Source organism: Pseudomonas sp. 8_5_2 (genome assembly GCF_059295255.1).
Genome location: NZ_CM181238.1, coordinates 253,457 through 272,226, shown reverse-complemented (window position 1 = coordinate 272,226; position 18,770 = coordinate 253,457). Strand labels below are relative to the sequence as shown.

Sequence of the window (18,770 nt, the reverse complement as noted above, 5' to 3'; positions counted from 1 at the left end):
GCATTATGGCGTAGCCATTGCTGCACGTTGCGTGAGCATTGTTAGCAGATTTTTCCCCGGGCGCCAGTTCCGGCTGGCCGGGCGCCATCACCGCAAGCCGTTTACGATGGGTATAATGCGCGGCTTTCATCCAGCGCCGCCGGGCGAAAAGCCCACAGGCGACCCCCGTTTTCACAAATGTCAGGTGGTTTACATGGACAGCATCAACAGCCGTATCGCCGAGGAACTGGGCGTACGCCCCCAGCAGGTCGAGGCGGCCGTGGGCCTGTTGGACGAAGGCTCGACCGTGCCCTTCATCGCCCGTTACCGCAAGGAAGTGACCGGGAGCCTGGACGACACCCAGCTGCGCCATCTGGAAGAGCGCCTGCGCTACCTGCGCGAACTCGACGACCGCCGCGCCAGCATCCTCTCCAGCATCGAAGAGCAGGGCAAGCTGACCCCGGAACTGGCCCGCGAGATCAAGCTGGCCGACACCAAGACCCGCCTCGAAGACCTGTACCTGCCGTACAAGCAGAAGCGCCGCACCAAAGGCCAGATCGCCCTTGAAGCCGGCCTTGGCGAACTGGCCGACGGCCTGTTCAACGACCCGACCCTGGCCCCGGAAAGCGAAGCCGCGCGCTTCGTCGACGCCGAAAAAGGCGTAGCCGACGTCAAGGCCGCGCTCGAAGGCGCCAAGTACATCCTCATGGAGCGCTTTGCCGAAGACGCCGCCCTGCTCGACAAGCTGCGCAGCTTCCTCAAGCAGGAAGCCGTGCTGAGCGCCCGCGTGGTCGCCGGCAAGGAAGAAGAAGGCGCCAAGTTCCGCGATTACTTCGCCCATGACGAGCTGCTGCGCAACGCGCCCTCACACCGTGCCCTGGCGATCTTCCGCGGGCGCAACGAAGGCGTGCTCAGCGCGTCGCTGAAGATTGGCGAGGAACTGCCTGGCACCCTGCACCCCTGCGAGGTGATGATCGGCAACCACGTCGGCGTTGAAAACCGCAACCGCGCCGCCGACAAGTGGCTGGGCGAGGTGGTGCGCTGGACCTGGAAGGTCAAGCTCTACACCCACCTGGAAACAGACCTGTTCGGCGAACTGCGCGACAACGCCGAAGGCGAGGCGATCAACGTGTTCGCCCGCAACTTGCACGACCTGCTGCTGGCCGCGCCGGCCGGCCCGCGCGCCACCCTGGGCTTCGACCCGGGCCTGCGCACCGGCTGCAAGATCGCCGTGGTCGACGCTACCGGCAAGTTGCTGGACTACACCACGGTCTACCCGCATGCGCCAAAGAATGACTGGGACCGCACCATTGCCATCATGGCTGCGCTGTGCGCCAAGCACTCGGTGGAGCTGATCGCCATCGGCAACGGTACTGCCAGCCGCGAAAGCGACAAGCTGGTGGCAGAACTGGTTAAAAAATATCCAGCGCTGCAGATCACCAAGATCATGGTCTCCGAAGCCGGTGCCTCGGTGTACTCGGCATCCGAGCTGGCCGCCCGCGAGTTCCCGGACCTGGACGTGTCGATCCGTGGCGCCGTGTCGATCGCCCGTCGCCTGCAGGACCCGCTGGCCGAACTGGTCAAGATCGACCCGAAATCCATCGGTGTCGGCCAGTATCAGCACGATGTATCGCAGCTGAAACTGGCCCGTGGCCTGGACGCCGTGGTCGAGGACTGCGTGAACGCAGTGGGTGTGGATGTGAACACCGCCTCGGTGGCGCTGCTGACGCGCATCTCCGGCCTCAACGCGACCCTGGCGCAGAACATCGTCGCCCACCGCGACAGCAACGGCCCGTTCGCCACCCGCGCGGCGCTGAAAAAGGTCAGCCGCCTGGGTGAGAAAACCTTCGAACAGGCCGCCGGCTTCCTGCGGGTGATGAACGGCGACAATCCGCTGGACGCCTCTGCAGTTCACCCCGAGGCCTACCCGCTGGTACAGCGCATCGCTGCGGGCACCGACCGCGACATCCGCTCGCTGATCGGCGACAGCAGCTTCCTCAAGCGCCTGGACCCGAAGAAATTCACCGACGAAAGTTTCGGCCTGCCGACCGTCACCGACATCCTGCAGGAACTGGACAAGCCTGGCCGCGACCCACGCCCCGAGTTCAAGACCGCCACCTTCCAGGACGGCGTCGAAGACCTCAAGGACCTGGAGCCCGGCATGATCCTCGAAGGCGTGGTGACCAACGTCACCAACTTCGGCGCCTTCGTTGACATCGGTGTGCACCAGGACGGCCTGGTGCACATCTCGGCGCTGTCCGAAAAATTCGTCAAGGACCCGCGTGAAGCGGTCAAGGCCGGCGACGTGGTCAAGGTCAAGGTCATGGAAGTGGACATCCCGCGCAAGCGCGTCGGCTTGTCCATGCGCATGGGCGATACCCCGGGCGAAAAGGTTGAAGGCAACCGCGGTGGCAACCGTGGCAATGGCGGCACCCGCCAGCAGCAGGCCCCGCGCCAGCGCGAAACCACCGCGGCGGCGCCGGCCAACAACGCCATGGCATCGCTGTTTGCCAACGCCAAGCAGCTGAAGAAGAAGTGATGGACGTTCCACGTGAATACGTCGAAAGCGCCTTCAGCCAGCTGCTGGGCTGCCGCCTGCAACGCCTGGACACAGGCGTTGCCGAGGTCGCTCTGGCGCTCGAGCCACAGCTGCGCAACCGTGGCCAGAAGCTGCACGGCGGGGCGATCTTCAGCCTGGTGGACATCGCCATGGGCCTGGCCTGCTCGGCCAGCCATGGCTTTGACCAGCAAAGCGTCACCATCGAGTGCAAGATCAACTACATGCGCGCCGTCAGTGACGGCGAAGTCCTGTGCACTGCCCGCGTGCTGCACGCCGGGCGGCGCACCCTGGTGGTCGACGCCGACGTAGTCCAGGGCGACAAGCTGGTGGCGAAAGCACAGGGAACCTTCGCGGTTCTCTAGCTCACCAAGCAGTATCTGCGGTATTTTCAGCAGTGCGCTGGCACTGCTGGATCCGCGCTGACAAGGCGACAACGCCAGTTCCTTTCTTCCTACCCTTGTAGACCGTTATTTCTACCCCCATATTGGGGCGACTGACGCGTGAAGGAATACATCTTGAGCAAACTCCTCAACCGCCGCCTGAGCCTGCTCGGCGCAAATCTCCCCCTGCTCAAGCAGTGCCTGCACGGTATTGAGCGCGAATGCCTGCGCGTGACCGATGAAGGTCGCCTGGCCCAGACCCCGCATCCGGAAGCACTGGGGTCGGCGCTGACCAACGAGCAGATCACTACCGATTATTCCGAGTCGCTGCTGGAGTTCATCACCCCAGCGCTGCCCGACCCGGCCAAGGTGCTCGAAAGCCTCGAACAGACCCACCGATTCGTCTACAGCAAGCTGGGCGACGAATACCTGTGGAGCCCGTCGATGCCATGCACGCTGCCGGCCGAGGAGGACATCCCGATCGCCGAGTACGGCAGCTCCAACATCGGCAAGCTCAAGCACGTGTACCGCAAGGGCCTGGCCCTGCGTTACGGCCGCACCATGCAGTGCATCGCCGGTATCCATTACAACTTCTCGCTGCCCGAAGCGCTGTGGCCATTGCTGCGCGCAGACGAAGGTGGCAACGAGAGCGACCGCGACTACCAGTCGTCGGCCTACATCGCGCTGATCCGCAACTTCCGCCGCTACAGCTGGCTGCTGATGTACCTGTTCGGCGCCTCGCCGGCCCTGGACAAAGGCTTCCTGCGCGGCCGCCCGCACCAGCTCGAAGAGCTCGACGCCGAAACCCTGTTCCTGCCTTACGCCACCAGCCTGCGCATGAGTGACCTGGGCTACCAGAGCAACGCCCAGGCCGGCCTGACACCGTGTTACAACAACCTGGCCAGCTACACCGACAGCCTGCGCAAGGCGGTGGGCACGCCCTACCCGCCCTATGTTGAAGTGGGCACGCACGTGGACGGCGAGTGGGTACAGCTGAACACCAACATCCTGCAGATCGAGAACGAGTACTACTCGAACATTCGCCCCAAGCGGGTCACCTACACCGGCGAACGGCCGATCCAGGCCCTGACCTCGCGTGGCGTGCAGTATGTAGAAGTGCGCTGCCTGGACATCAACCCGTTCCTGCCGGTGGGTATCGACCTGACCGAGGCGCGTTTCCTCGATGCATTCCTGCTGTTCTGCGCGCTGGAAGACAGCCCGCAACTGGAAAACAGTGAGTGCGGCCAGTGCACTGACAACTTCTTGACCGTGGTCAAGGAAGGCCGACGCCCAGGCCTGGAGCTGCAGCGCAACGGCCAGCCAATTGCCCTGAAAGACTGGGCCAGCGAACTGATCGAGCGTATCCGCCCGCTGGCCGATCTGCTTGACAAGGCGCAAGGCCTTGATGAGCACGGCAATGCCCTGGATGCCCAGCAGGCCAAGGTCAACGACCCCGAGCTGACCCCGTCGGCGCAGGTACTGGCACGCATGACCGAGCATGACGAGAGCTTCATCCAGTTCTCGCTGCGGCAAAGCCGCCTCCACGCCGACACGTTCCGCGGGCAACCGCTGAGCAACGAACAGCAACAGGCCTTTGAAACGCTGGCCCGCGAGTCGCTCGCCAAACAGTCCGAGCTGGAACAGGAAGAAGTCGGTGATTTCGACCTGTTCGTCGGTGGCTACCAGGCCAGCATCCTGGCAATCAGCAACTGATGACCCGCACTGCCACCTCGCGCAAGCCGCGTGCAAGCAGCCAGGCCAGGATCGAGGCGATCCTGGCGGCTGCTCGCGAGCTGCTGGCCGAGTTGGGGGTGGCAGGCCTGTCGGTGTACAGCGTGGCCGAGCGGGCGCAGATTCCGCCCTCATCGGTGTACCACTTCTTCGCCAGCGTGCCTGCCTTGCTCGAGGCGCTGACCGCCGACGTGCACCGGGCCTTCCGTGATGCGTTGAGTGCGCCCATCGACAGCAGTGCGTTCAGCACCTGGCACGAACTGTCACGGCTGATCGAGCAGCGCATGCTGGATATCTACAACGACGATGCTGCGGCGCGGCAGCTGATCCTGGCCCAGCATGGCCTGAGCGAAGTGGTGCAGGCCGATCGGCAGCACGACATGGAACTGGGCGACTTGATGTACAAGTTGTTCGACCAGCATTTTCATCTGCCGGTGATGCCGGGGGATGTGGATGTGTTTGCGCTGGCCATGGAGCTGAGCGACCGGGTTTATGCACGGTCGGTGCAGTTGCATGAGGCGATTACGCCGCGCATGGCCGAAGAGGGCAAGCGGGTGTTCGAGGCCTATCTGGGGTTGTACCTGCCGCCGTTTCTGGCCAAGCGTTAAATTCAATGGCCTCATCGCCGGCAAGCCAGCTCCCACAGATAAAGCACAAGGCCTGAAACCTGCGCAGTACCTGTGGTAGCTGGCTTGCCGGCGATCGGGCTGCAACGCAGCCCCGCGGGCCACTTTCATCACAGCTTGGCGATAGACACTTCAGTCGACTTCACAAAAGCAATCACTTCACTACCCACCTGCAATTCCAGCTCTTTCACAGAGCGGGTGGTAATCACCGAAGTGACGATGCCCGAGGCAGTCTGCACGTCGATTTCCGACAGCACAGGCCCTTCAAGGATTTCTTTCACGGTGCCTTTGAACTGGTTGCGAACGTTGATGGCTTTGATAGTCATGATTTGCTTCCTTCTCTGTGGGCTTCAGTCTGGTAAGTGAGTTTTCAGTGCGCCCAACGCAATTGCGTGGGCAAAGGGGCTACAGGGTCTGGCTCGGGCGCAGTGCCCGGGGCTGACAGAACACGGTTGAGCACTTCGCTTTCCAGCGCCGCCAGGCGGTGCGAACCACGCGCCCGGGGCCGCGCCAGGTCGACGGTAAGGTCGAGCCCGACCTCGCCGTCCTCGACCAGGATCACCCGGTCAGCCACGGCAACTGCCTCGCTGACATCGTGGGTGACCAGCAGCACGGTGAAGCCGTGCTGACGCCACAAGCGTTCGATCAGTTGCTGCATCTCGATGCGGGTCAGCGCATCGAGCGCCCCCAGTGGCTCGTCCAGCAGCAGCAGACGCGGCTGGTGGATCAATGCCCGCGCCAGCGCCACACGCTGCTTCTGCCCGCCCGACAGCGCTGCCGGCCATTCATTGGCCCGGTCGGCCAGGCCAACCGCCTCCAGCGCGTCCAGCGCACGCCCGCGCCAGTCGCCGGACAGGCCCAGGCCGACGTTGTCGATCACCTTCTTCCACGGCAGCAGGCGGGCATCCTGGAACATCAGGCGGGTTTCGTCCCGCGCCTCATCCAGCGGCGCGGCACCGGCCAGCAATTGCCCGGCGCTGGGCTGGTCGAGCCCGGCCAGCAGGCGCAGCAGGGTGCTCTTGCCGCAGCCGCTGCGGCCGACGATGGCGACAAACTGGCCTGCGGGGATGTGCAGGTCGATGCCCTTCAACACTTCGCGTTGGCCAAAGGCCTTGCGCAGGCCGTTGCAGGCCAGCGGGATGCCACGCAGCAGGCGTGGCGGCTGTTCCTTGAGCACGGTCATGCGCCCTCCTTCCTGGCTACTTGATAGGCCGGGTGCCAGCGCAACCACACACGTTCCAGGCCGCGGGCGGCCAGGTCGGCGAGCTTGCCCAGCACGGCATACAGGACGATGGCCAGTACCACCACGTCGGTCTGCAGGAATTCCCGGGCGTTCATCGCCAGGTAGCCGATGCCGGCATTGGCCGAGATGGTTTCGGCAACGATCAAGGTCAGCCACATGAAGCCCAGGGCAAAGCGCACGCCCACCAGGATCGAAGGCAGCGCACCCGGCAAGATCACCTGGCGGAACAGGGTGAAGCCGGACAAACCATAGCTGCGCGCCATCTCCACCAGCGCCGGGTCGACGTTGCGGATGCCGTGGTAGGTGTTCAGATAGATCGGGAACAGCGTGCCCAGCGCAACCAGGAAAACCTTCGCCGACTCGTCGATGCCGAACCACAGGATCACCAGCGGAATCAGCGCCAGGTGCGGCACGTTGCGGATCATCTGCACCGAGCTGTCGAGCAAGCGCTCGCCCCAGTTCGACAGGCCGGTGATAAAGCCCAGCACCAGGCCGATGCTGCCACCGATGACAAAACCCAGCCCGGCACGCCAGCCGCTGATGGCCAGGTGGGTCCAGATATCACCGCTGCGCACCAGCTCGACGCCGGCACTGACCACCGCGCTAGGCGCTGGCAGGATGCGTGTCGACAGCCAGCCGGCGCTGACCGCCAGCTGCCAGGCGGCCAGCAGCAGCACCGGTAGCGCCCACGGCGCCAGGCGCTGGGCAAGGGTATTGGAAGTTGCACGACTCATGGCCTGGCCCTCAGCTTTGCGCAACGGACTTGGGCAGGATGTCGTTGGCCACCATCTCGCCGAACGGGCTCACGTAACCACCGGCCTTGGCCTGCTCCGGGCGCTGCACATCCAGGTGCGGGAACAGCAGCTCGGCAACCCGGTACGATTCTTCCAGGTGCGGGTAACCGGAGAAGATGAAGGTATCGATGCCCAGCTCGGCGTATTCCTTGACCCGCGCCGCAACGGTCGGGCCATCGCCTACCAGGGCGGTGCCGGCACCACCGCGGACCAGGCCGACGCCCGCCCAAAGGTTGGGGGCCACTTCCAGCTTGTCGCGGTTGCCGTTGTGCAGCGCCGCCATGCGTTGCTGGCCGACCGAGTCGAAGCGTGCCAGCGAGGCCTGGGCACGGGCGATGGTGTCATCGTCCAGGTGCGAGATCAGCTTGTCGGCGGCAGCCCAGGCTTCTTCGTTGGTTTCCCGCACGATCACGTGCAGGCGGATGCCGAAGCGCACTTCGCGGCCCTGGGCGGCGGCTTTCTCGCGCACCTGGGCGATTTTTTCTGCGACCGCGCTCGGCGGCTCGCCCCAGGTCAGGTACAGCTCGACCTGCTCGGCGGCCAGGTCCTGTGCGGCATCCGATGAGCCACCGAAGTACAGCGGCGGGCGCGGTTGCTGGATTGGCGGGTAAAGCAGCTTGGCGCCCTTCACCTGGATATGTTTGCCGTCGTAGTCGACGGTTTCGCCTTCCAGCACCTTGCGCCAGATACGGGTGAACTCCACGGAGGCCTCGTAGCGCTCCTGGTGGTTCAGGTGCAGGCCGTCACCCGCCAGCTCGTCCGGGTCGCCACCGGTCACCAGGTTGAACAGCGCACGGCCGTTGGACAGGCGGTCGAGGGTGGCTGCCTGGCGTGCCGCCACGGTCGGCGAAATGATGCCGGGGCGCAATGCGACCAAAAACTTCAGGCGCTGGGTAACCGGGATCAGCGATGCCGCCACCAGCCAGGAATCCTCGCAGGATCGCCCGGTAGGGATCAGTACGCCGCCGAAGCCAAGGCGGTCGGCCGCCTGGGCGACCTGCTGCAGGTAGCCATGGTCGACCGCGCGAGCACCATCGGAGGTGCCCAGGTACTTACCGTCACCGTGGGTGGGCAGGAACCAGAAAATGTTAAGGCTCATTGGAGTTGTCTCCTCAAGGGTGGCTCAGCCGGGGCGGCGCCCCGGCGCAGGCAAGTCAATCAAGGCGCGCTGGCGACCTTGGCCGGGGGTGTCCAGATAACGTCCTTGATGCTCAGCGGCTTGGGGATAAGCTTCAGCGCATGGAACGTGTCGGCGATTTTCTGTTGCGCGGCCACCACCTCTGGGGTGAGCGGCGCGGCGCCGTAGCCCTGGCGCTTGACCGAAGTCAGGGTGATGTCGGCGGGCAGCCCAAGCAGCGGGGCGACCTGATCGGTCACTTCCTGCGGGTTGGCCTGGGACCATTCGCCCACGGCGCGCACTTGCTCGATCACGGTGTTGATCACCGCTGGGTGCTGGGTCGCGTAGTCGCGGGTGGCAAGATAGAACTGGTGGTTGTCGACCAGGTCTTTGCCGTCGCGCAGGCTACGTGCCCGCAGTTGTTTCTCGGCGGCAGCCTGGTACGGGTCCCAGATCACCCAGGCATCCACGCTGCCGCGCTCGAAGGCGGCGCGAGCGTCGGCCGGGGGCAGGTAGACGGCCTGGATGTCGCTGTACTTGAGGCCGGCATCTTCCAGCGCACGGACCAGCAGGTAGTGCACGTTGGAGCCTTTGTTGAGGACGACTTTCTTGCCCTTGAGGTCTTTGACCGACTGGATCGGCGAGCCCTTCGGCACCAGGATCGCCTCGCTGTGCGGCGCCGGCGGCTCATACGCCACGTAGAGCAGATCGGCACCAGCAGCCTGGGCGAACACGGGTGGGGTCTCGCCGGTGACGCCAAAATCGATGGAGCCGACATTCAGCCCTTCAAGCAGCTGCGGGCCGCCGGGGAATTCGGTCCACTGCACCTGCACGCCCTGCTCGGCCAGGCGCTTTTCCAGCGTGCCCTTGGCCTTGAGCAGCACCAGGGTGCCGTATTTCTGATAGCCGATACGCAGGCTCTCGGCCTGGGCTTGGGTAATGGCGCCGAAGGACACAGCCGCCGCAAACAGGGCGACCAGACCGCGACGCAAGAAGACTGTGCGCATGGCGCTCTCCTGTGCGAATGGGTTCGGGTTGCACCTGCTTGCCTCGTTGTCGGGCGAGTAAGGTGGTAAAGCGGGTTGTGCTGGTCAGATGCTCCAGCGGGCGCTGATCAGGCGTTCGTTCAACAGGCCTGGGGCGACGGGGCTCGGCCGACGGGCCAGGGCAGCGTGGAAGGTTTCCAGCGAGTCATGCAGGCGTTCTTCCAGCACCGGTAACAGTTGCGCGGGTCTGGAGCCTTCTGCGTACGTAACCTGGCTGTCGTCAGCGAAGATCCCTTGCAGGGTCTCTTGCGCCTTGAGTGCCGACAGCACGGGTTTAAGTGCGTAATCCACCGCCAGCATGTGGGCGATGCTGCCGCCTGTAGCAATCGGTAGCACGATCTTGTGAGCCAGGGCGCGCTCGGGCAACAGGTCGAGCAAGGTTTTCAGAGCGCCGGCGAACGATGCCTTGTACACCGGCGTTGCGACGATCAGGCCATCGGCCTGGGCCACCAGTTGCTGGAAATGCTGAACCTGCGGGCTGTCGAAACGGGCATGCAGCAGGTCTTCGGCGGCAAAGTCACGCACCTGGAACGTCACCACTTCGACGCCGCGGTTCTGCAGCCACTGGCGCGAACGCTCCAGCAGCACGCCGGAGCGTGAACGGGTACTTGGGCTACCACCGATTGAGACGACCAGCATTGCAGCGCTTCCTTGTGTTCTGTTGGGAGTGACATTAACAGCGCTTACATATATCTAGAAATCATATTTTTTCATTTGTTTATTCCATTTTGATTATTTCCTGTGCCGGCTTTTTCGCGGGTGAACCCGCTCCCACAGGGACACCACAAACCTTGAGGACGGCGCTTAACCCTGTGGGGAGCGGGTTTACCCGCGAAGAGGCCCACGCGGTTTTCAGCAGGCATAAAAAAGGGCCGTCGAAACGGCCCGAAAATCCCTGCTTGGCTAAGAGCAATGCAACGAGGAATTCATCAACGATTGGGCTGAGGGGTCAGCCGCAGGTAGGGTTTGACCGCGCGGTAACCTTTGGGGAAGCGCTGTTTGATCTCTTCCTCATCCTTGAGCGAGGGCACGATCACCACCTCGTCGCCGTCCTGCCAGTTGCCTGGTGTGGCGACCTTGTGGTTGTCGGTCAGCTGCAGCGAGTCGATCACCCGCAGGATTTCATTGAAGTTGCGCCCGGTACTGGCCGGATAGGTGATGGTCAGGCGCACCTTCTTGTTCGGGTCGATCACGAACAGCGAACGCACGGTCAGGGTGTCGCTGGCGTTCGGATGGATCAGGTCGTACAGGTCCGACACCTTGCGGTCGGCGTCGGCGATGATCGGGAAGTTGACCACGGTGTTCTGGGTCTCGTTGATGTCATCGATCCAGCGGTGATGCGAGTCGACCGGATCCACCGACAAGGCAATGGCCTTGACCCCGCGCTTGGCGAAATCGTCCTTGAGCTTGGCAGTCAGGCCCAGCTCGGTGGTGCACACCGGGGTAAAGTCGGCCGGGTGGGAGAACAACACCCCCCAGCTGTTGCCCAGCCACTCGTGGAAGCGGATTTTGCCTTCGCTGGAATCCTGTTCGAAATCGGGGGCGATATCGCCGAGTTTTAGGCTCATGGGCTGCGGCTCCTGTGCGGGGTTCTGTACACCGTGTGGGTTTAATGTGCCTGCATCCGATTAAAAACAAAAAGAATAAATATTGATTTGTTTATAACCATATTGCATACGGAATTACAGGCATAAAAAAGCCTCGCACTAGGCGAGGCTCTTTTGGTAACGCTACGAACTTACATGAAGGCGTAAGTGTAGTTCACGATGAAGCGAGTCTGATCCTGGTCATCGCTGCTTTCACCGGCGCCACGGTAGACGCCTTGACGCAGGCTGAAGCCCAGGCCTTTGAGCGTCCCCTGCTGAATGGTGTAGTCGACGCGAGCGTCGCGCTCCCATTCGTTATAGGTGCCATCGCCCGACCGGTTGCGGATGTCATCACCACGCAGGTAGGCCACGGATGCTTTCAGACCTGGTACACCCAGGCCTGCGAAGTCATAGGAGTACTGACCGAAGGTGGTGTTCTCGCCAGCACGGGCAAACTGATTGATCATGCTGTCGGTGAACAGGTAGAAGCTGGAACCGCCAGCACCTTCGTTACGGTTGTTACCATCGACGACACCGCCCTGGTTCAACCACACGAAGCCACCGTCATCACCAATCTGCTGATGGCCGAGCATCAGCGCATGCCCACCCAGGGTATAGGTGAACATGGCGGACCAGGTCTTGTTGTCGACCTCGCCAGCGGTTTTGGCGTAGCCCCTGTTGTTATCGAAGTTGTAACCACCGCCGCTACCGTTCTTACCGTCGCTGCTGCTGTCGAAGTAACGCAGGTCGGTCTTGAACGACTGGTTGTCAGCGATCTTGAAGACGTGAGTCGCGCCCAGGAAATGCTGTTTGTAGAAGTCTTCAAGGTTCGAGTAGTAGTACTGCAGGGTCAGGTCGGGAGTAAGCTTGTAGTCCAAACCACCGTAGCGGAACTTGTTGCTGTCAGCAGATGCGCCGGAGACCGACAGGCCGGTACGGTTGCTGGAGGCACGGCCCATGGCGTGCGTCAGCTGGCCAGCATTGATGGTCAGATTGTCGATTTCCTTCGACTGGATGGTGCCACCCTCGAAGGTTTGAGGCAGCACACGGCCGTCGTTCGCGACCAGAATCGGCAGGTTAGGCGCCAAGGCGCTACCAAAATGAGCTTCAGTTTTGGAGAAGCGCGCCTTCGCGTTAGCGCCGACACGGGCCCACTGGCTTACAGAAGAACCATCGCTGTCGTCTGGCATGAAGCCGCTTTTGTGGTAGCCACGGCCACCATCCAAATGGATACCCCAAAGTGCTTGGGCATCAACACCAAACCCAACAGTCCCCTCGGTGAAACCCGAAATGTAGTCAAGTTTGAAGCCTTGGCCAGTCTCACGCTGATCCGGGCGAACAGCGCCGTGGGCTTCACGGTTGTTGTTGTCGTAATACATGGTGCGCGAGCTGAGCGACAGTTTGCTGTCTTCAACGAAACCGGCAGCGCCTGCTGTTTGGGCGAAAACCCCCAGTGCCACGGCCACGGCCAGGCTGGACTTGTACATGTTCTGCTCCTCTACGTTCTAATTTTTGTGTATCTCTGGCGGAGGGATCTGCTGCCCCGCTCACCGTGGATTGGCGATTTAGTCCCAAAGCGTGACCCTTAAGTCAATCGTTTCTAAACGTTTCGCGACTTTGGTCTAAGACGCCACCTGCGCTACAGGATAATGACAATCCTATAAATCCAAAATGACCGTTTTGTGAATTTCTAAGATTTTTACGGAATATGTTACGAACCTTTGCTGCTTTTCGTTGTAGAAGCGGAAGAATTCATAACTATCGGTTATTTGCAAACGTTTGCTCATAACCTAATTCCCGATCGTTCTATAAGGACGAAAGAGCCTAGCAGGCCGTTCTGATTCCGCCATTGAGCGAGATCATCGGCCCAGCTGCCTCACGTGGTCCAGGTGGGAACTTGCGTCTGCCCAGCCCGACCCTTAAAGCATTTGGCTCCTAAGCTAATGCAAAAAAGTTATTTATTTTAAGGTTCTTAGATCATTTAGCCTTCTCGTCATCCATCCCACCGATTGCCTGACGAGAGGTCCACCATGATCCCGCACACCCCGCTGCGCCTGTTCGCAGCCCTGACCCTCGCCAGTACAAGCTGGTTTGCCCAGGCTGCCGACCTCACCGTTGCCTATCAGACCACCGTCGACCCGGCCAAGGTGGCGCAGGTCGATGGCAACTATGAAAAAGCCAGCAAAGCCAGCATCGACTGGCGCAAGTTCGACAACGGCGCCGACGTGATCACCGCAGTGGCCAGTGGCGACGTGCAAATCGGCTACCTGGGCTCCAGCCCGCTGGCCGCAGCGGCCACCCGCAAGCTGCCGGTCGAAACATTCCTGATCGCCACGCAGATTGGCGCCGGTGAAGCGCTGGTCGCCCGTGACAGCATCAAGTCCCCGCAAGACCTGGTCGGCAAGAAAGTCGCCGTGCCGTTCGTCTCCACCGGCCACTACAGCCTCCTGGCGGCACTGAAAAGCTGGAACATCGACCCGTCCAAGGTACAAATCCTCAACCTCGCACCGCCGGCCATCATTGCCGCCTGGAAGCGTGGCGATATCGACGCCACCTACGTCTGGGACCCGGCCCTGGGCGTGGCCAAGGAAAACGGCAAGGTGCTGATCACCTCTGGCGAACTGGCCGAAAAAGGTGCACCCACGTTCGACGCGTGGATCGTGCGCAAGGACTTCGCTGCCAAGCACCCGGACGTGGTCAAGGCGTTTGCCAAGGTCACCCTCGACGCCTACGCCGACTACCGCAACGACCCCAAAGCCTGGCTGGCCAACCCCGACAATGTAAGCAAGCTGGCCAAGCTGTCCGGCGCCAAGCCTGCCGACATCCCGGTATTGCTGCAGGGCAACGTCTACCCGCTGGCTGCCGACCAGGCCAGCGCACTGGGCGCGCCCACCACCCAGGCACTGACCGACACCGCCACCTTCCTCAAGCAGCAAGGCAAGGTAGACGCGGTGCTGCCGGATTACTCGCCGTACGTCAGCGCCCAGTACCTCCCGAACTGACCCCGTAAAAGCCGACCGGAGCCCACCATGGCCTTGCTCGAACTGGAGCGCATCAGCGCACAGTACCCCGGCGCCGATACCCCGGTGCTGGCCGATATCAACCTGAGCCTGGGGCCGCGCCAGTTGCTGGTAGCCCTGGGGCCTTCCGGCAGCGGCAAGACCTCGCTGCTCAACCTTATCGCCGGCTTCGTCGCGCCCAGCAGCGGGCGTATCACCCTGGATGGCGTACCGGTGCAGGGCCCAGGTGCCGAGCGCGGCGTGGTGTTCCAGGACGATGCGCTGCTGCCCTGGCAGAACGTGCTGGGCAACGTTGCCTTCGGCCTTGAGCTGGCCGGTGTACCGCGCGCGCTGCGTGAAGCCAAGGCCCGCGAGATGCTGGCCCTGGTCGACCTGGACGGTTTTGGCGAACGCCGTATCTGGCAGTTGTCCGGTGGCCAGAAGCAGCGCGTGGGCCTGGCCCGGGCGCTGGCAGCCGACCCGCGGGTGCTGCTGATGGACGAACCGTTCGGCGCCCTCGATGCCTTTACCCGCGAACAGATGCAGGAGCTGTTGCTGCAGGTGTGGCAACGCACCGCCAAGCCGGTGTTCCTGATTACCCACGACATCGAAGAAGCGGTGTTTCTCGCCAGCGAGCTGGTGCTGCTGGCGCCCAACCCGGGTCGCGTGGTCGAGCGCCTGCAACTGGACTACGGGCAGCGCTATGCCGCCGGCGAGTCGGCCCGCTCGATCAAGTCCGACCCTCGCTTCATCGAAACCCGCGAGCACGTGCTGGCCAGCGTGTTCGCCCAACGCCAAAGTCTGCAGGAGCGCGCATGAACAGCCTGGACCTGCCGGTTGCCGGCAAACCTGATAGCCGAGCCCGGCGCGCCACCGGGCAGCGCCGCCCCTTGTCCACCCGCTGGATCAGCACGCTGACCCTCGCCAGCCTGCTATTTGCCTGGTGGCTAGTGACCGCCGGCGGCTGGATCGAGCCACTGTTCCTGCCCTCGCCCGCCGACATCCTGGCCAAGGGCTGGGCCCTGCTGACCCAAGGCTATATGGATGCCAGCCTGTGGCAGCACCTGGGCGCCAGCCTCGGGCGCATCGGCGTGGCCCTGCTGGCCGCTACGCTCACCGCCATCCCGGTGGGCATCGCCATCGGCTACAACCGAGTGGCACGCGGCATTCTCGACCCGTTGATCGAGTTCTACCGGCCCATCCCGCCGCTGGCCTACCTGCCGCTGATTGTGATCTGGTGCGGCATCGGCGAGCTGTCCAAGGTGCTGCTGATCTTCCTGGCCATCTTCGCGCCGATCGCGATTGCCACGGCCACCGGCGTGCGCACGGTCGACCCGGCCAGGTTGCGTGCGGCGCAGTCGCTGGGCGCCAGCAAGGCCCAGCTGATTCGCCATGTGATCCTGCCCAGCGCGCTGCCCGACATCCTCACCGGCGTGCGTATCGGCCTGGGTGTCGGCTGGTCGACCCTGGTGGCGGCCGAGCTGATCGCGGCCACCAGCGGCCTGGGTTTCATGGTGCAGTCGGCGGCGCAGTTCCTGGTCACCGATGTGGTGGTACTGGGCATCCTGCTGATCGCCCTGATCGCCTTCGCCCTGGAAATGAGCCTGCGTGCCCTGCAGCGCAAGCTGGTGCCCTGGCATGGGCAAAGCCACTGAATTCGACTGACCACGCCGACATATCGGCGCCTGACCAAAGAGACCGACATGAGCCTGACCATCACCCCTCTCAGCCCGGCGCTCGGCGCCCAGATCAGTGGCGTGGACATCAGCCGCGAGATCAGCGCCGCCGACCGCGACGCCATCGGGCAGGCGCTGTTGCAGCACCAAGTGCTGTTCTTCCGCGACCAGCCGATCACCCCGCAGCAACAGGCGCGCTTTGCCGCCCGCTTTGGCGACCTGCACATTCACCCGATCTACCCGAATGTGCCGGAAACCCCGCAGGTGCTGGTGCTGGATACGGCGGTCACCGATGTGCGCGACAACGCCGTGTGGCACACCGATGTGACCTTTTTGCCGACCCCGGCACTGGGCGCAGTGCTCAGCGCCAAGCAGTTGCCGGCTTACGGTGGCGATACCCTGTGGGCCAGCGGCATCGCAGCATTGGCGGCCTTGTCGGCGCCATTGCGCGAGATGCTCGACGGGCTGACCGCTACCCACGACTTCACCAAGTCGTTTCCGCTGGAGCGCTTTGGTACTACTCCGGAAGACCTGGCGCGCTGGGAGGCGACGCGGCGCAACAACCCGCCGCTGTCGCACCCGGTGGTGCGAACCCACCCCGTTAGCGGGCGCAAGGCGCTGTTCGTCAATGAAGGGTTCACCACGCGCATCAACGAGCTGAGCGAGCTGGAAAGCGAGGCGCTGCTGAAGCTGTTGTTCGCCCATGCGACGCGGCCGGAGTTCAGCATTCGCTGGCGCTGGCAGGAGCATGACGTGGCGTTCTGGGACAACCGCGTGACCCAGCATTTTGCGGTGGATGACTACCGGCCGAACCGGCGGGTGATGCATCGGGCGACCATCCTGGGGGATGCGCCCTTCTGATAGTCCGATGGGGAGGCCTTCGGCCTCCAATCGCCGGCAAGCCAGCTCCCACAGGATTACCACAGGTTTGAAGATTGTGAGATACCTGTGGGAGCTGGCTTGCCGGCGATGGGCCGCACAGCGGCCCCGGCGGGCTAACGGACCAGATGCAGGAACTGCATGTGCCGTTCGTACTGGTCGAGGATGTCGTTGATGATCTGCTCCTTGCTGTAGCCAACCAGGTCGTAGTTCTGGCTGCCTTCGCTCAGGTGCACTTCCGCCCGGTAGTAGCGGCGGTTCTTCAAATCCTGCGTACCCAACCCACCCAGGGCGAACGATGGCGTGAAATAGCCACGCATCTGCACCTGGTAAATGAACGGCTGCTCCTCGCCATGGCCAATCTTCAGGCTGACGTTGTCATGGCTGGGGTCGTCCTGCGTAATCAGTACCAGGCCTTTCTGCTCGAACACATCACGCACTTCGGCAATCGCCGGGCGCACCACGTCGTCCATGAAGCGATACACCTCATCACGCGACGGGAAATGCACCGCCTGGCTAAGGCGCTGGCGCCAACCACCACGGCCGCGGCGTGACTGGGCGAACGGTGCCAGCGAGTGCATCTGCGCGATCTGCCGTTGCGACTCGAGGTAGAACGCCTTGTGCAGCCCCCACATCATGCACAGCAGGATCAGCGAGAACGGCAGCGAGGTCAGCACCACTGCCGACTTCAGTGAATCGATGCTGCCGGCAAACAGCAGCGCACTGGTGATCAGTGCCGTCATCGCGCCCCAGAAGATGCGCAGCCAGTTCGGCCCGTCTTCGTCCGCACCACCGCCGGTAGCCGACAAGGTCGACAGCACCACGGTGCCCGAATCGGCCGAGGTAACGAAGAACACGAAGCTGATGAACACCGTGGTGGCGATCACCACCTTGCTCCAGGGGTAGGTCTCCAGCAGCAGGTACAGGCTCATCGACGGGTTATCCAGGGCAGACTGGCCCAGGGCGGTCATGCCGTGGTTGATGACCTGGTCCAGGGCGCTGTTGCCGAAAATCGACATCCACGCCAGGGTGAAGCCCAGCGGGATCAACAGCACGCCAAAGACGAACTCGCGGATGGTGCGGCCACGAGAGATGCGGGCAATGAACAGCCCCACGAACGGCGCCCAGGCAATCCACCAGGCCCAGTAGAACACCGTCCAGCCGCCCAGCCAGTCACGGTTCTCACCGTAGGCATACACGTCGAAGCTCTTGCGCGGCAAGGCGCCCAGGTAGTCGCCCAGGTTCTGGATCAGGGTATTGAACAGGTGCTGGGTAGGCCCGGCGAACAGCACGAACAGCAGCAGCGCACAGGCCAGGAACAGGTTGATGTCGCTCATCACCCGCACGCCCTTCTCTACCCCGGCGACGGCCACGGCCACTGCCGCGCCCATCATCAGGGTGATCAGGATCACCTGCACCCATTGGCTATGGCTGATGCCAAACAGGTAGTCGAGGCCGGCGTTCAGGTGCAGCACGCCAAAGCCCATGTCGGCACCCAGCCCGAACACCGTGGCGATGATGCCGAAGCCGTCCACTGCGTAGCCGATCGGCCCGTTGATGCGCTTGCCGATCAGCGGGTACAGCGCCGAACGCAAGGCCAGGGGCAGGTTGTGCCGGTAGGCGAAGTAGGCCAGCGCCATGCCGACGAAGGCGAACACGCCCCACCCATGCAGGCCCCAGTGCAGGAACAGGATCTGCATGGCCTGGCGCCCGGCCTCGGCCGTGCCCGCTTCGCCCTGGGGCGGCTGCAACATGTGGGTGAGGGGTTCGGAGACGCAGAAGAAGAACAGGGTAATGCTGATGCCGGCAGCGAACAGCATGCCGGCCCACGACAGGTAGCTGAACTCGGGTTCGTCGTGGTCGGCACCGAGCTTGATCTTGCCGTAGCCGGACAAGGCGGTGACCACCACGAAGACCAGGTACAGCGTCATCGCCAGCATGTAGTACCAGCCGACCGTGTTGGCCGCCCAGTTCTGCGCCGCCAGCAACCAGTCGCCTGCAGCTTGCGGGTTGGAGATGACCACCACGCCGAAGATAAGGATGAAACTTGCCGCAAAGTAGAACACCGGGGGGTTCATGCGCATCTTGCTATCGGCAAGCGAAGGGTTCGGTGCACTCATGGGGCGTGCACCTCGTCAAATGACGTGAGGTTCG

General features: G+C 63.1%; 17 protein-coding genes. 8 read left to right on the top strand and 9 right to left on the bottom strand.

Annotated features, from left to right (window positions below; genetic code table 11):
* The first annotated feature begins 193 nt into the window (after nt 1-193).
* The 4 genes from AC5O5R_RS01125 (at nt 194) to AC5O5R_RS01110 (ending at nt 5,258) form a co-directional block, all read left to right on the top strand.
* Nucleotides 194-2,518, top strand: a complete 2,325-nt coding sequence (locus AC5O5R_RS01125; RefSeq protein WP_494514910.1) for a Tex family protein — start codon at nt 194-196, stop codon at nt 2,516-2,518.
* Nucleotides 2,518-2,901 (top strand): PaaI family thioesterase, encoded by a 384-nt coding sequence (locus AC5O5R_RS01120; protein ID WP_050580765.1) that lies wholly within the window; start codon nt 2,518-2,520, stop codon nt 2,899-2,901. Before AC5O5R_RS01125 ends, AC5O5R_RS01120 begins: the two co-directional genes overlap by 1 nt.
* 153 nt (nt 2,902-3,054) lie before the next feature.
* Nucleotides 3,055-4,632, top strand: coding sequence for a glutamate--cysteine ligase (gene gshA, locus AC5O5R_RS01115; protein WP_175586318.1), 1,578 nt, complete (start codon nt 3,055-3,057; stop codon nt 4,630-4,632).
* Nucleotides 4,632-5,258: a TetR/AcrR family transcriptional regulator gene (locus tag AC5O5R_RS01110; RefSeq protein WP_494511944.1), complete on the top strand. Its 627-nt coding sequence runs from the start codon at nt 4,632-4,634 to the stop codon at nt 5,256-5,258. The genes gshA and AC5O5R_RS01110 overlap by 1 nt, the downstream gene beginning before the upstream one ends.
* A 128-nt stretch (nt 5,259-5,386) precedes the next feature.
* On the opposite strand, the gene AC5O5R_RS01105 is transcribed toward AC5O5R_RS01110, so the two are convergent.
* From AC5O5R_RS01105 to AC5O5R_RS01070, 8 genes are all read right to left on the bottom strand, one after another.
* Nucleotides 5,387-5,602 (bottom strand): TOBE domain-containing protein, encoded by a 216-nt coding sequence (locus tag AC5O5R_RS01105; RefSeq protein ID WP_008095172.1) that lies wholly within the window; start codon nt 5,600-5,602, stop codon nt 5,387-5,389.
* Between the two features lie 44 nt (nt 5,603-5,646).
* Nucleotides 5,647-6,459, bottom strand: coding sequence for an aliphatic sulfonates ABC transporter ATP-binding protein (gene ssuB, locus AC5O5R_RS01100; RefSeq protein WP_172287267.1), 813 nt, complete (start codon nt 6,457-6,459; stop codon nt 5,647-5,649).
* Entirely contained in the window at nt 6,456-7,253 is a 798-nt protein-coding gene (ssuC, locus tag AC5O5R_RS01095) for an aliphatic sulfonate ABC transporter permease SsuC (RefSeq protein ID WP_172224357.1), read from the bottom strand. Before ssuC ends, ssuB begins: the two co-directional genes overlap by 4 nt.
* A gap of 10 nt (nt 7,254-7,263) precedes the next feature.
* Nucleotides 7,264-8,412: an FMNH2-dependent alkanesulfonate monooxygenase gene (ssuD, locus tag AC5O5R_RS01090; RefSeq protein ID WP_172224354.1), complete on the bottom strand. Its 1,149-nt coding sequence runs from the start codon at nt 8,410-8,412 to the stop codon at nt 7,264-7,266.
* 59 nt (nt 8,413-8,471) lie between these two features.
* Nucleotides 8,472-9,437, bottom strand: coding sequence for a sulfonate ABC transporter substrate-binding protein (locus tag AC5O5R_RS01085; protein ID WP_494514909.1), 966 nt, complete (start codon nt 9,435-9,437; stop codon nt 8,472-8,474).
* Between the two features lie 84 nt (nt 9,438-9,521).
* The gene (ssuE, locus tag AC5O5R_RS01080) at nt 9,522-10,115 is read right to left on the bottom strand and encodes an NADPH-dependent FMN reductase (protein ID WP_172224348.1); all 594 of its coding nucleotides are present in this window, start codon (nt 10,113-10,115) and stop codon (nt 9,522-9,524) included.
* A 290-nt stretch (nt 10,116-10,405) separates the two neighbouring features.
* Nucleotides 10,406-11,044 carry a peroxiredoxin gene (locus AC5O5R_RS01075; RefSeq protein WP_019096904.1) on the bottom strand — a complete coding sequence of 213 codons (639 nt, stop codon included), beginning with the start codon at nt 11,042-11,044 and terminating at the stop codon, nt 10,406-10,408.
* Between the two features lie 170 nt (nt 11,045-11,214).
* On the bottom strand, nt 11,215-12,549 hold the full coding sequence (locus AC5O5R_RS01070; RefSeq protein ID WP_172287742.1) for an OprD family porin: 1,335 nt from the start codon (nt 12,547-12,549) through the stop codon (nt 11,215-11,217).
* A gap of 543 nt (nt 12,550-13,092) precedes the next feature.
* Between AC5O5R_RS01070 and tauA the strand changes: the two genes are divergently transcribed.
* From tauA to tauD, 4 genes are read left to right on the top strand one after another with little or no spacing between them, the layout of a single operon-like run.
* Entirely contained in the window at nt 13,093-14,064 is a 972-nt protein-coding gene (gene tauA / locus AC5O5R_RS01065) for a taurine ABC transporter substrate-binding protein (protein ID WP_172224342.1), read from the top strand.
* A 27-nt stretch (nt 14,065-14,091) separates the two neighbouring features.
* Nucleotides 14,092-14,880 carry a taurine ABC transporter ATP-binding subunit gene (gene tauB, locus AC5O5R_RS01060; RefSeq protein ID WP_172287745.1) on the top strand — a complete coding sequence of 263 codons (789 nt, stop codon included), beginning with the start codon at nt 14,092-14,094 and terminating at the stop codon, nt 14,878-14,880.
* Complete coding sequence (gene tauC, locus AC5O5R_RS01055) at nt 14,877-15,716, top strand: taurine ABC transporter permease TauC (RefSeq protein WP_494514908.1); 840 nt, start codon at nt 14,877-14,879, stop codon at nt 15,714-15,716. Before tauB ends, tauC begins: the two co-directional genes overlap by 4 nt.
* Nucleotides 15,717-15,764: 48 nt before the next feature.
* Nucleotides 15,765-16,598: a taurine dioxygenase gene (gene tauD, locus AC5O5R_RS01050; RefSeq protein WP_172287751.1), complete on the top strand. Its 834-nt coding sequence runs from the start codon at nt 15,765-15,767 to the stop codon at nt 16,596-16,598.
* Between the two features lie 134 nt (nt 16,599-16,732).
* Here tauD and betT read toward each other — a convergent pair whose 3' ends face one another.
* Nucleotides 16,733-18,736, bottom strand: coding sequence for a choline transporter BetT (gene betT, locus AC5O5R_RS01045; protein ID WP_172224331.1), 2,004 nt, complete (start codon nt 18,734-18,736; stop codon nt 16,733-16,735).
* Nucleotides 18,737-18,770: the final 34 nt, after the last annotated feature.

What these genes read in the sequence shown, in the direction of transcription:
- AC5O5R_RS01125 (WP_494514910.1), top strand. Translation starts at nt 194, where the DNA reads ATGGACAGCATCAACAGCCGTATCGCCGAGGAACTGGGCGTACGCCCC.
- AC5O5R_RS01120 (WP_050580765.1), top strand. Translation starts at nt 2,518, where the DNA reads ATGGACGTTCCACGTGAATACGTCGAAAGCGCCTTCAGCCAGCTGCTG.
- AC5O5R_RS01110 (WP_494511944.1), top strand. Translation starts at nt 4,632, where the DNA reads ATGACCCGCACTGCCACCTCGCGCAAGCCGCGTGCAAGCAGCCAGGCC.
- AC5O5R_RS01105 (WP_008095172.1), bottom strand. Translation starts at nt 5,602, where the DNA reads ATGACTATCAAAGCCATCAACGTTCGCAACCAGTTCAAAGGCACCGTG.
- ssuB (WP_172287267.1), bottom strand. Translation starts at nt 6,459, where the DNA reads ATGACCGTGCTCAAGGAACAGCCGCCACGCCTGCTGCGTGGCATCCCG.
- ssuC (WP_172224357.1), bottom strand. Translation starts at nt 7,253, where the DNA reads ATGAGTCGTGCAACTTCCAATACCCTTGCCCAGCGCCTGGCGCCGTGG.
- ssuD (WP_172224354.1), bottom strand. Translation starts at nt 8,412, where the DNA reads ATGAGCCTTAACATTTTCTGGTTCCTGCCCACCCACGGTGACGGTAAG.
- AC5O5R_RS01085 (WP_494514909.1), bottom strand. Translation starts at nt 9,437, where the DNA reads ATGCGCACAGTCTTCTTGCGTCGCGGTCTGGTCGCCCTGTTTGCGGCG.
- ssuE (WP_172224348.1), bottom strand. Translation starts at nt 10,115, where the DNA reads ATGCTGGTCGTCTCAATCGGTGGTAGCCCAAGTACCCGTTCACGCTCC.
- AC5O5R_RS01075 (WP_019096904.1), bottom strand. Translation starts at nt 11,044, where the DNA reads ATGAGCCTAAAACTCGGCGATATCGCCCCCGATTTCGAACAGGATTCC.
- AC5O5R_RS01070 (WP_172287742.1), bottom strand. Translation starts at nt 12,549, where the DNA reads ATGTACAAGTCCAGCCTGGCCGTGGCCGTGGCACTGGGGGTTTTCGCC.
- tauA (WP_172224342.1), top strand. Translation starts at nt 13,093, where the DNA reads ATGATCCCGCACACCCCGCTGCGCCTGTTCGCAGCCCTGACCCTCGCC.
- tauB (WP_172287745.1), top strand. Translation starts at nt 14,092, where the DNA reads ATGGCCTTGCTCGAACTGGAGCGCATCAGCGCACAGTACCCCGGCGCC.
- tauC (WP_494514908.1), top strand. Translation starts at nt 14,877, where the DNA reads ATGAACAGCCTGGACCTGCCGGTTGCCGGCAAACCTGATAGCCGAGCC.
- tauD (WP_172287751.1), top strand. Translation starts at nt 15,765, where the DNA reads ATGAGCCTGACCATCACCCCTCTCAGCCCGGCGCTCGGCGCCCAGATC.
- betT (WP_172224331.1), bottom strand. Translation starts at nt 18,736, where the DNA reads ATGAGTGCACCGAACCCTTCGCTTGCCGATAGCAAGATGCGCATGAAC.